The sequence below is a fragment of the Cupriavidus sp. SW-Y-13 genome (assembly GCF_009793345.1).
Lineage (GTDB): Bacteria > Pseudomonadota > Gammaproteobacteria > Burkholderiales > Burkholderiaceae > Cupriavidus.
Genome location: NZ_WHLX01000002.1, coordinates 1,496,226 through 1,509,114, shown reverse-complemented (window position 1 = coordinate 1,509,114; position 12,889 = coordinate 1,496,226). Strand labels below are relative to the sequence as shown.

At 65.4% G+C, this 12,889-nt stretch carries 11 protein-coding genes; 9 read left to right on the top strand and 2 right to left on the bottom strand.

The window, feature by feature from the left end; genetic code table 11:
• Positions 1-35: 35 nt before the first annotated feature.
• The 4 genes from GA566_RS22330 to GA566_RS22315 all read left to right on the top strand — a co-directional run bounded on the left by GA566_RS22330 (position 36) and on the right by GA566_RS22315 (position 4,119).
• Positions 36-1,040, top strand: coding sequence for an ABC transporter ATP-binding protein (locus GA566_RS22330; protein ID WP_137926772.1), 1,005 nt, complete (start codon positions 36-38; stop codon positions 1,038-1,040).
• Positions 1,041-1,062: 22 nt separating this feature from the next.
• Entirely contained in the window at positions 1,063-2,355 is a 1,293-nt protein-coding gene (locus GA566_RS22325) for an ABC transporter substrate-binding protein (protein WP_160474039.1), read from the top strand.
• A 61-nt stretch (positions 2,356-2,416) separates the two neighbouring features.
• Complete coding sequence (locus GA566_RS22320) at positions 2,417-3,301, top strand: carbohydrate ABC transporter permease (RefSeq protein ID WP_160474038.1); 885 nt, start codon at positions 2,417-2,419, stop codon at positions 3,299-3,301.
• The gene (locus GA566_RS22315; protein WP_137926769.1) at positions 3,298-4,119 is read left to right on the top strand and encodes a carbohydrate ABC transporter permease; all 822 of its coding nucleotides are present in this window, start codon (positions 3,298-3,300) and stop codon (positions 4,117-4,119) included. The genes GA566_RS22320 and GA566_RS22315 overlap by 4 nt, the downstream gene beginning before the upstream one ends.
• A gap of 43 nt (positions 4,120-4,162) precedes the next feature.
• On the opposite strand, the gene GA566_RS22310 is transcribed toward GA566_RS22315, so the two are convergent.
• A complete protein-coding gene (locus GA566_RS22310) occupies positions 4,163-5,635 on the bottom strand; it encodes a LamG-like jellyroll fold domain-containing protein (protein WP_160474037.1) in 1,473 nt (490 codons plus the stop codon).
• A 190-nt stretch (positions 5,636-5,825) separates the two neighbouring features.
• Positions 5,826-6,185, bottom strand: a complete 360-nt coding sequence (locus GA566_RS22305; protein ID WP_160474036.1) for a hypothetical protein — start codon at positions 6,183-6,185, stop codon at positions 5,826-5,828.
• Between the two features lie 295 nt (positions 6,186-6,480).
• Between GA566_RS22305 and GA566_RS22300 the strand changes: the two genes are divergently transcribed.
• The 5 genes from GA566_RS22300 (at position 6,481) to GA566_RS22280 (ending at position 12,885) form a co-directional block, all read left to right on the top strand.
• A complete protein-coding gene (locus GA566_RS22300) occupies positions 6,481-8,082 on the top strand; it encodes a ShlB/FhaC/HecB family hemolysin secretion/activation protein (protein WP_160474710.1) in 1,602 nt (533 codons plus the stop codon).
• 68 nt (positions 8,083-8,150) lie between these two features.
• A complete protein-coding gene (locus GA566_RS22295) occupies positions 8,151-9,911 on the top strand; it encodes a DUF2341 domain-containing protein (RefSeq protein ID WP_160474035.1) in 1,761 nt (586 codons plus the stop codon).
• Positions 9,912-9,926: 15 nt separating this feature from the next.
• Positions 9,927-10,337, top strand: coding sequence for a biopolymer transporter ExbD (locus tag GA566_RS22290; protein ID WP_137926765.1), 411 nt, complete (start codon positions 9,927-9,929; stop codon positions 10,335-10,337).
• Between the two features lie 10 nt (positions 10,338-10,347).
• A complete protein-coding gene (locus GA566_RS22285; protein WP_160474034.1) occupies positions 10,348-11,043 on the top strand; it encodes an energy transducer TonB in 696 nt (231 codons plus the stop codon).
• 66 nt (positions 11,044-11,109) lie between these two features.
• Positions 11,110-12,885, top strand: coding sequence for a putative porin (locus GA566_RS22280; RefSeq protein ID WP_202126923.1), 1,776 nt, complete (start codon positions 11,110-11,112; stop codon positions 12,883-12,885).
• The last annotated feature ends 4 nt before the right edge of the window (positions 12,886-12,889 follow it).

The following is a 12,889-nucleotide window of genomic DNA, read 5'->3' as shown; positions in this document are numbered from 1 at the left end:
TCCACCGCCACCATCGCCCCCGAAAGACACCCTCCATGGCCTATCTGCGACTCGAACGGATTGCGCAGCGCTTCGGCGATAACGTGGTACTGCGCGGCATCGACCTCGACATCGAGCGCGGCGAGTTCATTGCACTGCTCGGCGCTTCCGGCTGCGGCAAGACCACGCTGCTGCGCCTGATTGCCGGACTGGATCAGCCAGACGCCGGCCGCATTCATCTGGATGGTCGCGATATCACTGCGGTGGAAGCCGCGCAACGCGGCTTGAGCATGGTGTTCCAGTCGTACGCACTGTTCCCGCATTTGAGCGTGGCAGACAACATCCTGTTCGGGCTGCGCGCGCGCAAGGTGCCGCGTGACGAGCAGGGGCGCCGACTCACGCATGCGGCCGAGCTGCTGGGCCTGGGCGCGCTGCTGGCGCGCAAGCCCGGCGCGCTGTCGGGTGGACAGAAGCAGCGCGTGGCGCTGGCGCGCGCCATCGTCTCGCAGCATCCGCTGTGCCTGATGGACGAGCCATTGTCGAATCTCGACGCGCAACTGCGTGCCGAGATGCGCGCGGAATTGCGCAAGCTCCAGCAGCAACTGGGTTTGACGGTGATCTACGTCACGCACGATCAGGTGGAGGCGATGAGCATGGCCGACCGTATCGTGCTGATGCACCAGGGCGAAATTGCGCAGACCGGTACGCCGGCGCAGCTTTACGACACGCCTGCCACGCCGGTGGTGGCGCGCTTTATCGGCCAGCCGCCGATGAACCTGATCCGCATGCCTGGTACGGACGAATGGCTGGGCGTGCGTCCCGAACATATCGAACTGGGTGGATCGCATGCCGGCACGGTGGTGCGCACCGAATATCACGGCGCCGACACGCTGGTGGAGGTGCGCCTCTACGACCAGCCCGTGCTCGTGCGCCATCCGGGCCGGGTGGCGTTGTCCCCCGGCGCCGGCCTGATGTTGAAGTGGGATGCCACCCGCGAACACCGTTTTGCCGCTGCAGTTGCCACCGAAGCAGCCGTCGCCCGTCTTTCCGCTTTGCCCTGAACCTACCCCTCAAGGAGCCTTCATGTCGTTCAAGACCCGCCTGGCCACCGCGCTGGGCACGCTTACCTGCCTGGCGTCGATGATGTCGATGTCGGCCGTCGCCGCGCCGACGCAGGTCACGATGTACTACCCCGTTTCCGTCGGCGGTCCGCTCACGCAAGTGGTGGACAAACTGGTCGGCGAGTTCGAGCAAGCCAACCCGGACGTCAAGGTCAACGCGATCTACGCGGGCAACTACGACGATGCGCGCACCAAGGCACTGGCCGCGCTGAAGGCCGGCACGCCGGTGCAGACGTCGGTGTTGTTCTCGATCGACCTGCACGAACTCAAGGACCTTGGCGTGATTCGTCCGTTCGACGATTTCGCGACCTCGGCCGAAGACAAGGAGTGGCTCAAGAGCTTCTACCCGGGCCTGATGGACAATGGCCGCGCCGATGGCAAGACCTGGGGCATCCCGTTCCAGCGCTCGACCATCGTCATGTTCTATAACAAGGACGCGTTCCGCCAGGCCGGGCTCGACGCCGACAAGCCGCCGCGTAATTGGACGGAAATGCGCGAAACCGCTGCCAAGCTGGTGAAGCGCGATGGCGGCAACACCAGCCGCTGGGGCGTGATGATCCCGTCCACGGGCTACGCCTACTGGATGTTCGGCGCGCTGGCCAAGCAGAACGGCCAGACGCTGATGAACCCGGCTGGTACGCGTACCACGTTCGATACGCCCAAGGCCGTGCAGGCGCTGGAGTACTGGACGTCGCTGTCGAAGGACGGCGTGAGCCCGAAGGGCCTGATCGAGTGGGGCACGCTGCGCCAGAACTTCGTCGAGGGCAAGACCGCGATGATGTGGCACTCCACGGGTAACCTGACGGCCGTGCTGAAGGATGCCAAGTTCGATGTCGGCGTGGCCCCGCTGCCTGCCAACACCGAGCCGGGCTCACCCACGGGCGGCGGCAATTTCTATCTGTTCAAGAGCGGTTCCGATGCCGAGCAGCGCGCCGCGTTCCGTCTGATCAAGTTCCTGACCGCACCGGATCGCTCGGCGCAGTGGAGCGTGGCAACGGGCTATATGGGCGTGAGCCCGGCCAGCTACCAGACCGCCACGCTGAAGGACTACGCGGCCAAGGTGCCCCAGACGCTGGTGGCACGTGACCAGTTGTCGGTGGCCACGGCCGAGTTGTCGACGCACCAGGCTGGGCGCGTGCGCAAGCTGCTGGAAGATGCGCTGCAGTCGGCCATCACGGGTCAGCAGGAACCGAAGGCTGCATTGAGCGGCGCGCAGGCGCAGGCCGAGCGCATCCTGAAGCCGTATCAGCGTTAAACACGTGAAGCCTGCGGCGTCCGGGATCGATACCGATAGGGACGCCGCAGGCATATCCGCCATGACATCTAGAAAACCCGTCGCACGACAAGCCGCACAGGCATGGCTGCTGCTGTTGCCGGCGCTCGTGCTGCTGGCGGCGTTCACGTACTGGCCCATCGCCGGCAGCTTCTGGCACAGCATTCACACGCAGGCGCCCGGCATTCCGCCAGCGTTCTCCGGGATGGAGCAGTTCCAGGCGCTGATGGACGATCCCGTTTTCCGTCAGGCCGTGCGCAACAACCTTTGGTATGCGCTGATCACCGTGCCGGTCTCGGTGGTGCTGGCGCTGGCCATGGCGCTGTGGGTCAATCAGCGCTACGCCGGTCGCGGACTGCTGCGGCTGGCGTTCTTCACGCCGACCATGTTGCCGATGGTGGCGGCGGCCAATGTGTGGTTGTTCTTCTACGCGCCCGATATCGGCCTGCTGAACCGGCTGCTTGCATGGTTCGGCATCGCGGGCCGCAACTGGCTCGGCGATACGGATACCGCGCTGCCCGCGCTGATGGTGGTCACCATCTGGAAGGAAGCGGGCTTCTTCATGATTTTCTATCTGGCGGCGCTGCAATCGATCTCGACCGAGCAACTCGATGCGGCGCGGCTGGAGGCGCCTTCGCCATGGTTCCGGCTGCGCCACGTGATCTTGCCGCTGCTGGCGCCCACCACGCTGTTCGTGGTGATCAACGCGCTGATCAATGCGTTCAAGCTGATCGATCACCTGTTCGTGCTCACGCGCGGTGGTCCGAATAACGCCAGCACGCTGCTGCTGTATTACCTCTACGAGATTGCGTTCCGCTTCCAGGACGCGAGCTATGCCGGCGCGCTGACCATCGTGCTGCTGCTGGTGCTGGCCCTGTGCTCGGGATTCCAGTTCTGGCTGACCCGCAACCGCATTCACTACCGATGACCGCTTCCTCGATATCGCTGCGCTCCGCGCTTGTGCCGGTTGCCGCCGCCGTGGCCGGCCTGCTGTGGATCTCGCCGCTGTTGCTGCTGGTCTGGGGCGCCTTTCACCCGGGCGGGGAGGCCATGCGGCTGAGCTTCGACACCCGGTGGGGACTCGACAATTTTCCACAGGCGTGGAGCGTGGCGCCGTTTGCGCGCTATCTGATCAACACGGTTGCCATCGTCACGCTGCTGCTGGCGCTGCAACTGGTGGTCTGCACTTTGGCCGGGTTCGCGCTGGCGCGGATGACATTCCCGGGTCGCAGCATCGTCTTCGGGCTGGTGCTGCTGCAATTGATGGTGATGCCCGAGGTGCTGATCGCGGAGAACTATCTGACCATCGCGCAACTGGGGCAGGTGGATCGGTGGCTGGGCGTGGCGTTGCCGTATATCGCCAGCGCGTTCGGCATCTTTCTGCTGCGCCAGACGTTCATGACCGTGCCGCAGGAGCTGGAGGATGCAGCGCGCATCGAGGGGCTGGGCCGCCTTGGCATCCTGTGGAAGGTGTACGTGCCGCTGGCGCGTCCGACTTACCTGGCCTATGCGCTGGTATCGGTCAGCTATCACTGGAACAACTTCCTGTGGCCGCTGGTGGCCACGCAGACCGAGGCCAGCCGGCCCGTGACGGTGGGCATGGCGCTGTTTGCGGCGCCCGAGACCGGCGTGGACTGGGGTGTGCTGTCGGCAGGCACGCTGCTGTGCGTAGGGCCGCTGGTGCTGGCCTTCCTGCTGTTCCAGCGCCAGTTCATGCAGTCGTTCATGCAGGCCGGGGTGAAGTAAAAAAACGGCGGGTCTCCCCGCCGTTTTCGTTCTATCTGCCGATTCAGTGGTCGCGCCAGCGCTGCACCATCACCTGCTGGATCTTGCCCTTGAAGAAGTAGCGGCGGTCGGTAGCCCCCTGCGGGTCCGCACCGATCACGATGGGGCTGGTGTTCAGGCCCACGCCGCCCGAGACCGATACCGACGGCACGCCCTCCACATTGTTGACCCACAACCGTACCGCACCGTTGCCGTCGTAGGCGCCGATGATGAAGTACGAGTCCGTGCCGTTCAAGCCCGCAAGCGAAGCGGTGGCGTACTGGTAGGCGCCGTTCACATAAACCCCGAAGCGCAGCGAGGTGCCGGCCTGCTCCAGCGCGAAGCCGCCCGCATCGCTCTTGGCCACGATGGCCGCCGTGGCACCCGAGGTCAGGTCGTCGAAATTGACGACCGCGCTGACCAGGAAGCCGCCGTTGCTGGCGTTATCGGCCTGCCAAGTGGTCACCGACTGTGTGCCCGTGAACACCATGCTGCCGCCCACGCGGTCTTCGTCGGACGTCACCGCCAGTACCTCCAGCGTCGGCGTGGTGCTGCCCTGCGCCACGGGGTAGGTGGTGGCATTGGTGCGGCGGTAGGTCAGGGGCCAGGCCGTCTGCTGCGCCGTGTTCATATGCACCAGCGAGGTCGATTCGGCGATCACGGCGCGGGCCGAAGTGGCCAGCGCCGTGGTGCCGCGATCATAGTCCGAGGTGATGAAATCCACGTCCTCGCGCAGGGCGGACAGATAGGCTTCGCCCATGCTGGCCGGGGTGGTGTAGACGCCCACGCCCAGCCCGAGCAGCTTCGCCTGCATCAGCGCGCCGAACAGGCTGGCCATCCGATATTCCAGTTCCACGCCGTGGAAGCCCAGGCTCTTCGTCGCGCGGATGTTGTTGCGGATATCGCTCTCGATCAGCGTGTGGAAGCGGATGTTGTCGCGAATGCTGGCGAACTCGGACTGTGCGAGCAGCGTCTTGGCGCGCACCAGATGCTGGTGGCGGCCATCCATGAAGCCGCGCAGCACCACGGGGCGTCCGGCCGAGGCGTAGCCCCAGTCGCGCACGGCGCGTAGCACGCCAAGCATCAGTGTGTCGCTGGCGGCGGCAGTGGTGTACTTCTCCTTGATTTCGAGGAACAGCAGGCGGTCGCTCTGCTGCAGGTTCGTGTTGGCCAGCGCATTGGCAAACGTACCTACTGCGATTTCGCTGTCGCCATGCTCCACGTAGACCTGGCCATCGGCATGCAGCGTCAGGTCGAATTCGATCAAGTCATAGCCGCGCGACAAGGCCATCGACACCTGCGTGTTGGTGGCAGCCGTGGAACTGCCGTAGCAGTTGTGGCAGGACAGCGCCACGGTGTTGCCTAGCGGGGAGACGGGCAGGGCACGGCTCACGCCGTTCCAGTACGTGCCGGCCTGCGCCAGCGTGGGCGCGGCGCAGAGCGCCACCCAGCACACTGCGCGAACGAAACTTCGGTACATCCTGTTGGATTGGCTCATCCGGGATCTCATCGTGTTGTGTGGAAGGGAACACGGGCCTGAAATCACCGCATGAAAAGCCGGAACGGCCCGTCATCGCAGCCGACAGGGCGCAGGAATGCACCGACGCGGCATGTGATGTTCGCGATTGTCGGGCAGGGTGTGTGTCAGATCAATGAAGGCGATATGAAACTATTTCGCGTTCATTCGATCAGCGGGGCGCCTGTGGAGGAATGATTGGCGCGACGCCATTCGATGGGGGCGGCCGTTGGGGCAGAACGGAGGCGCCAAAGGTATTGCCCATCCGCGTGGACGTGGCCGCGCGGTTGTAGAGCCCCAACTGGTTCGACGGCTGATTGGCGATGGCCTCCGATCCCAGCACACCGGGTTTCCCCGCGCGTGGCGACGAGGCTGGCGCCAGCCGCTGCGTCAGGCAGTCATACGCTGGCGCGCGCTCGCCGTTGACCTCCACCTCCGCGCAACTCCCTTGCGTAGTCCCTTCGTTCGCGCCCCATGCCGAGGCCGATACGCCAAGCGCGGCCACTACCGCCAAGGTTTTCCACGTCTGCATCGCCTGCTCCTGATCGTCATCGCCCTGAAAGTCTCGTCCGTGCGGAATGTGTCGTCGATGAAATATTTGTGACAAACGACATGCCCTGCCAGGTTTGGCCGTCTAGGCATCTGTGCGTAACGCTGACATGAGCGCTGGTGATCATGTCTCGCGGCGTGATGCCCCAAACGATGCCGTCCTCGGTCAGGACACTGGCACGCGGGGCTGGCAATCGAAAAAAGAAGAAGGTCAGCAACTCATGCGAGTCAGCAAGAAGAAAGGCCCGTCGCCACGGTGGAGGGCAGTGTGCGTGGCGATGATTGGACTGGGGACGGGTGGGGCATTGGCGCAATCTGCGCAGTCCGCGCCAGCGGATGGCGCGCAGCCTGCCGCCGCGCAGGCCACGCAGGCCGCGCCGCAACCGGAGCGCGCGGTCGATATCAGCGAATACGTGGTGCGTGGCAACACGGTGCTGGACGTGCGCACGATCGAGCGTGCCGTGACGCCGTACCTGGGACCATCGCGCACGCTCAAGGACATCGAATCCGCGCGTGACGCGCTGCTGGCCGCCTATCAGGCCAAGGGCTTCCAGTCGGTCTATGTGGAACTGCCCGAGCAGCAGGTCACGAGCGGCGTGGTCTACCTCCAGGTCAGTGAAACCCGTGTGGGCCGCGTGCGTGTGGTGGGCGCCGAGTACCAGTCGCCGCGCGAGGTGCGCGAACAGGTGCCGGCGCTGGCCGAAGGACAGGTGCCCGATTTCACGCAGGCGCAAGCGGAACTCACCGAACTGAACAAGACGGGCAAGCGGCAGGTCATGCCGCTGGTGCGGCAGGGCACATTGCCGGGCACGATGGACGTCGATCTCAAGGTCGAGGACAGCAGCCCGTGGCGCGGCAGTGTCGGCCTGAACAACGACTACAGCCCCGATACCAAGGAGTTGCGCGCGCTGGCATCGATTGGCCACGACAACCTCTGGCAACTGGGTCACAGCGCGTCGCTGAGTTTCTTTGGCGCGCCGCAGGACCTCAATCAGACGCAAGTGTTCTCGGGTTCGTACATCGCGCCGATTCGCGGCACGAACTGGGGCGTCGAGGTCTCGGGCTATCTGTCGGACAGCAACGTGGCAACGGTAGGCGGCACCAGCGTGCTGGGCAAGGGCCATTCGGTCGGCCTGCGCGGTACATACACCGTGCCGAACACCGGCGACTGGTATCACGCGCTGAGCCTGGGCGTCGATTTCAAGGACAACAAGGAAACCACGCGCCTCGGCACCTCCGGCGACACCGTGCCGCTCAAGTACGCACCGATCACGCTGTCCTATACGGGCTTCACGCAGACCACGCGCGGCCAGTACGGCTTGAACATGGCGCTGGTGGCCGGCACGCGCAGCTTCCTGGGCTACGGCAGCGACTGGAAGGAGTTCGACTACAAGCGCTACAAGGCGTCGCCGAGCTTCCTGCTGCTCAAGGGCGATACCAACGGCACGTGGAATTTCGCGGGCAATGCGCAGTTGGCATGGCGCCTGGCGGGCCAGATCACCGATTCGCCGCTGGTATCGAGCGAGCAGATCGCGGCGGGCGGCATGAACTCGGTGCGCGGCTACCTGGCTGCCGAGACCACGGGCGACTACGGCGTGGTGGGCTCCGTGGAAATGCGCACGCCGCCGCTGGACTTCTTCGGCGGCACGGTGTCCGACTGGCGCGTCTATGCATTCGCCGATGCGGGTCAGTTGCGCCTGCGCGATCCGCTGCCGGAGCAGGAGAGCCGCTTCTCGCTGGCCTCGGTCGGCATCGGCACCAGCTTCAGGCTGGCGCGCTACGTGAACGGCCGGCTGGACCTGGGCTTCCCGCTCAAGGACGGCCCGCGCACTGACCGTGGCGACCCTCGACTCAATTTCAGCGTGACGGCCAGTTACTGATCCACAGACCGATCCCGGCACGCACCCCAACACAGCATTCCGAAGAAAGCCAACGGAGAACCATAGTCATGCGACGTTCCCTATTCCTGCTGCTGGCGCTGGCCAGCACGCTCGTGCCGAGCCTGGCGCACGCCTGGTGGCAGCCCGACTGGGCCTACCGCAAGCCGGTGACCATCGACGCCGGTCCGCAAGGCGGCAACATCGGCGGCGATGCCGGCCGTACGCCGGTGCTGCTGCGCCTGCACACGGGCAATTTCAGTTTCGAGGGCGTCAGCGAGACCGGCGCGGACCTGCGATTCGTATCCGGTGACGACAAGACCGTGCTGAACCACCAGATCGAACAGTTCGATCCGCTGCTTGGCATCGCGCTGGTGTGGGTCGATGTGCCGGCGGTGTCGGCCAGCGGCAAGCAGCAGGTGTGGATGTACTACGGCAACCCGAAGGCGCCTGCCTCCGGCAACGGCCAGCGCGTGTTCGATCCGGACTTCACGCTGGTCTACCACTTCGCCGAAGGCAACGTGCCGGCGCGCGACACCACCGCATATGGCAACAACAGCCAGACGTCCGTGGTCAGCGTGGATGGCACCGTGATCGGCAAGGGCGCGCAGCTTGGCAAGGGCGCACTGGCGCTGCCCGCATCGCCGTCGCTGACGGTGGCGGCCGGTGGCACGTTCGCGTTCTCCGCATGGGTCCGTCCCGAGCAGCTCGGCGCAGGCCAACTGGTCTATGCACGCCGCGATGGCGCGGGCGAACTGCTGATCGGTGTGGATCAGGGCGTGCCTTATGTGCAGGTCAATGGCCAGCGCAGCAATCCGGGCCAGCCGATCCAGGCAGGACAGTGGTCGCATCTGGCTGTGAATGCCGATGGCAAGACGGTCACGCTGTTCGTGGGTGGTCGCCAAGCTGCAACGCTGCAGGCCGCGCTGCCGGCACTGAACACGCCGGCGTATATCGGCGCGGATAGCGAAGGCGCGCACACCTTCCCGGGTGCCATCGATGAAGTGCGTCTGTCGAAGGTGGCGCGTCCTGCCGCGTTGTTGCTGGCCGATGCGGTATCGCAAGGTGCCGACTCGCGTCTGGCCGTGTTCGGTCCGGACGAGCAACAGGCGGGCAAGAGCCATTTCGGCTTCATCCTCGCCGCGATGCCGCTCGATGCATGGGTGGTGATCGGTCTGCTGGGCCTGATGATGGGCGTGTCGTGGACGATCATGATCGGCAAGGGCCGCAGCTACGGCGCCAACTCGCGCGCGAACGTGGCCTTCATGGGCCAGTTCCGCGAGGCATCGGGTGTATCGCTCGATCACCTCGCCAAGACGGGCCGCGTGACCGGCGAGGTCAAGGAGCACTCCTCGCTGTGGCGCCTGTATGAAGTGGCCGTCGATGAACTGCATCGCCGCCATCAACTCGGCTACGACCTCAACGCCGTGGGCGACGCCACGATCAGCGCGATCCGTGCCTCGATGGACGGCGTGATGGTGCGCGAGAACGAACGTCTGGGCCGCCGCATGAACTGGCTGTCCACCACGATCGAAGGCGCGCCGTATGTGGGTCTGTTCGGCACCGTGATCGGCATCATGCTGGTGTTCGTGGTGGCTGCGATGGCCGGTGCCGTGGACATCAACTCCGTGGCGCCGGGTATGGCTGCGGCGCTGCTGTGTACCGCTGCCGGCCTGGGCGTGGCCATTCCCGCGCTGTTTGGCTACAACTGGCTGGCCTCGCGGGCAGACGCCATTGCCGCCGACATGGCCGTGTTCGTGGACGAGTTCGCTACGCGCCTGGCGGAAGAGCAGGGCGAAGGCCGCCGCACGCCCGTGCTGCAGCGCGCCTGAGCGGAGCCAAGGACCATGGCAAACGCAAGCAGGTTTGGCGTACGCAAGCGCACCGGGGGCATCAACATCACGCCGTTCGTGGACGTGCTGCTGGTGGTGCTGGTGATCTTCATCCTGACCAGCAACGCCAGCATTCCGGGCATCAAGGTGGATCTGCCGAAGGCCAGCGCCTCGGTGGCGCTGGAGAAGCCCAAGACCAAGGCCATCACGGTCGATAACGCGGGACAGGTGTTCCTGGATGCGTATCCGGTGACGCTGCCCGAACTGGAAGAACGGCTGCGCACGGAAAAGGCGCTGACGCCGGACTTTCCGGTGATCGTGCGCGGCGATGCGTCGGTGCAGTACGCCAAGGTGGTGGAGGTGCTGGATCTTCTGCGGCGCATCGACCTCAACCAGATCGGTCTGGTGACCGGCAAGCCCGCCTGAGGAGCGCAGCGTGAATCGTCGCGATCCCCTGGCGTCCCTGCCGCGCGCCACGCTGTTTTGGCGCCGCTGGGGCGGGTTTGCCGCTGGCGGGCTGGTTGTCGCCGCGCTGGCGCTGCTGCTCTGGTATCTGCTGAGCGATACGGCGTCCACGCGGCGCGAAGTACCGTCCACGCCGATGCTGGTGTTGCCGCCGCCTCCGCCGCCCCCGCCCGAGCCGGAGAAGCTGCCCGAGCCCGAGCCGGTAAAGCCCGAAGTGGTGGAGCCCAAGCCCGCCGAACCGACCAACGCACCGCCCGACGATGCACCGCCCGCACCCTCGCAGGACCTGGGGCAGGCAGTCACGATCGACGGCGCCGCGCAGGCCGGCAACGATGCCTTCGGCATTCAGGCCGGTGGCGGCGGTGGCATGACCGGCAGTGGTGGCGGCCTGGGCGGGCGCTCCTATTCCAACTACGTGTCGAACGCACTGCAACAGGCGTTTGGGCGCGATGCCCGTACGCGCCAACTGGCCTTCGACGATATCCGCATCGAAATCTGGCTCGACCCCGAGGGGCGCGTCACGCGCGTGCAGCTTGTGGGTGGCTCCGGCGACGTGACCACGGACGAGGCCGTGCTGGCCATGGTGCGTGACTTCCGTGCCGACGAACGTCCGCCTGCATCGCTGCGGTTCCCGATGCGCCTGTCCATCAAGGGTCGACGCCCCTGAATGCGTCGCCAACCATATCCAACAGACATGCCGAGCAGTGTCATGAACCCCGTGATGAACCCCGCGATGAACCCATCGAAGAATCCATGCGTCCAGTCCCCGCGCTACACGCTGCGCGCCAATGCGCTGGCCGCAGCCGTTGCCACGGTGCTGCTGACCACGGCCGGCGTCGGCCACGCACAGAATGCCGTGCCGCCAGAGAGCGCGATGATCAAGCTGATCCGTGGCCTGATCCAGAGCGGCGCGCTGGAAAAGAGTACGGGCGAGGCGCTGCTGGCCCAGGCCCAGACCGAAGCGATGGCCGCACAGCAAGCCCAGCGCGCAGCGCCAGCGCCGGTAGTTGCCGCAGCGGCCACGGGTGCCACCGCAGGTGCCGTGGCCGGTGAAGTCCGCGTGCCCTATATCCCTGAAACCGTGCGTGATCAGATCCGCGACGAGGTCAAGGGCGAAGTCATGGCGCAAGCCAAGGCCGAAGGCTGGGCCGCCCCGAACGAGACGCCGGAGTGGACCAAGCGCATTCGTGTGGAAGGCGATGTCCGTCTGCGTAACGAATCGCGCTTCTACTCGGGCAGCAACAGCGATATCCAGATCGACTGGGCGGCCATCAACTCGGGTAGCGGCTACGACGTGAACCCCAACACCAACCTGAACCTGCCGCCGCTGCTGAACACGCGCCAGAATCGCCCGAACCAGTGGCGCGCCCGCGCGCGGATCGGCGTGCTGGCCGATGTATCGGAAAGCGTGAAAGCTGGCGTGCGTCTGGCAACCGGCAACGACAACAGCCCGGTATCGACCAACCAGACGCTGGGCGGCGGTCTCGCCAAGAAGGATGTCTGGCTCGATCAGGCATGGCTGTCCTACCAGCCGTTCGAGTGGATGAAGCTGACCGGTGGCCGCTTCGGCAATCCGTTTGTCTCCACGGACACGCTGTTCTCGCAGGACCTGAACTTCGACGGCATCGCCGCGCAGTTCGAGAAGATGCTGCCGAACAAGGACATCACGATGTTCGGCTCGCTGGGCTTTATCCCGCTGGAGTACTCGAAGGACAACGCGCCGTCGAACAGCCAGGACAAGATGTCGAGCGAGTCGAAGTGGCTGCTCGGCGCACAGGTGGGCGCGGCGTGGAAGGTCAACGAGGAAAACCGCCTGCGCGGCGCGCTGGCGTACTACGACTTCCACAACGTCACCGGCCGCGTGTCGCAGCCTTGCGCACTGTATGCGGGCGCCGACGGTTGCAGCACGGACTGGACGCGTCCGGCCTTCATGCAGAAGGGCAACACGCTGATGCTGTTGCGCAATATTGCGCTGAATCCGCTGGACCCGGCCAACACGCCGCAGCCGCAATACGTGGGCCTGGCATCGAAGTTCCAGCTGCTCGACATGAACCTGCGCTGGGATACCAAGGTGGCGGGCTATGGCCTGCGCCTGGACGGCAACTACATCCGCAACCTCGCCTATGACGAGGACGGTATGTGGAACCGCTCCAACGGCGGCATCGTGAACAACTTCGGCGGCACGGGCGGCACCACGCGCGCCGACTTCAAGAGCGGCGGCAATGCGTACATGTTCCAGGCCACCTTCGGCAAGCCCACGCCTGCTGCACGCGGCGACTGGAACGTGCTGGCCGGCTACAAGCGCATCGAACCCGATGCCATGCCCGACGGCTACAACGACTCCACGTTCCATGGCGGCGGCACCAATGCGCGTGGCTACTACCTGGGTGGCTCCTATGCGCTGGACAAGAACGCATGGGTGACCGGTCGCTGGATTTCGACGAAGGAAGTCTTTGGCCCGCCGCTGGCCATCGACACGCTGCAGTTCGAATTCAACGCGCGCTTCTGAGGAG

What these genes read in the sequence shown, in the direction of transcription:
- GA566_RS22305 (WP_160474036.1), bottom strand. Translation starts at nt 6,185, where the DNA reads ATGCAGACGTGGAAAACCTTGGCGGTAGTGGCCGCGCTTGGCGTATCG.
- GA566_RS22315 (WP_137926769.1), top strand. Translation starts at nt 3,298, where the DNA reads ATGACCGCTTCCTCGATATCGCTGCGCTCCGCGCTTGTGCCGGTTGCC.
- GA566_RS22295 (WP_160474035.1), top strand. Translation starts at nt 8,151, where the DNA reads ATGCGACGTTCCCTATTCCTGCTGCTGGCGCTGGCCAGCACGCTCGTG.
- GA566_RS22330 (WP_137926772.1), top strand. Translation starts at nt 36, where the DNA reads ATGGCCTATCTGCGACTCGAACGGATTGCGCAGCGCTTCGGCGATAAC.
- GA566_RS22310 (WP_160474037.1), bottom strand. Translation starts at nt 5,635, where the DNA reads ATGAGCCAATCCAACAGGATGTACCGAAGTTTCGTTCGCGCAGTGTGC.
- GA566_RS22320 (WP_160474038.1), top strand. Translation starts at nt 2,417, where the DNA reads ATGACATCTAGAAAACCCGTCGCACGACAAGCCGCACAGGCATGGCTG.
- GA566_RS22300 (WP_160474710.1), top strand. Translation starts at nt 6,481, where the DNA reads ATGATTGGACTGGGGACGGGTGGGGCATTGGCGCAATCTGCGCAGTCC.
- GA566_RS22290 (WP_137926765.1), top strand. Translation starts at nt 9,927, where the DNA reads ATGGCAAACGCAAGCAGGTTTGGCGTACGCAAGCGCACCGGGGGCATC.
- GA566_RS22280 (WP_202126923.1), top strand. Translation starts at nt 11,110, where the DNA reads ATGAACCCATCGAAGAATCCATGCGTCCAGTCCCCGCGCTACACGCTG.
- GA566_RS22325 (WP_160474039.1), top strand. Translation starts at nt 1,063, where the DNA reads ATGTCGTTCAAGACCCGCCTGGCCACCGCGCTGGGCACGCTTACCTGC.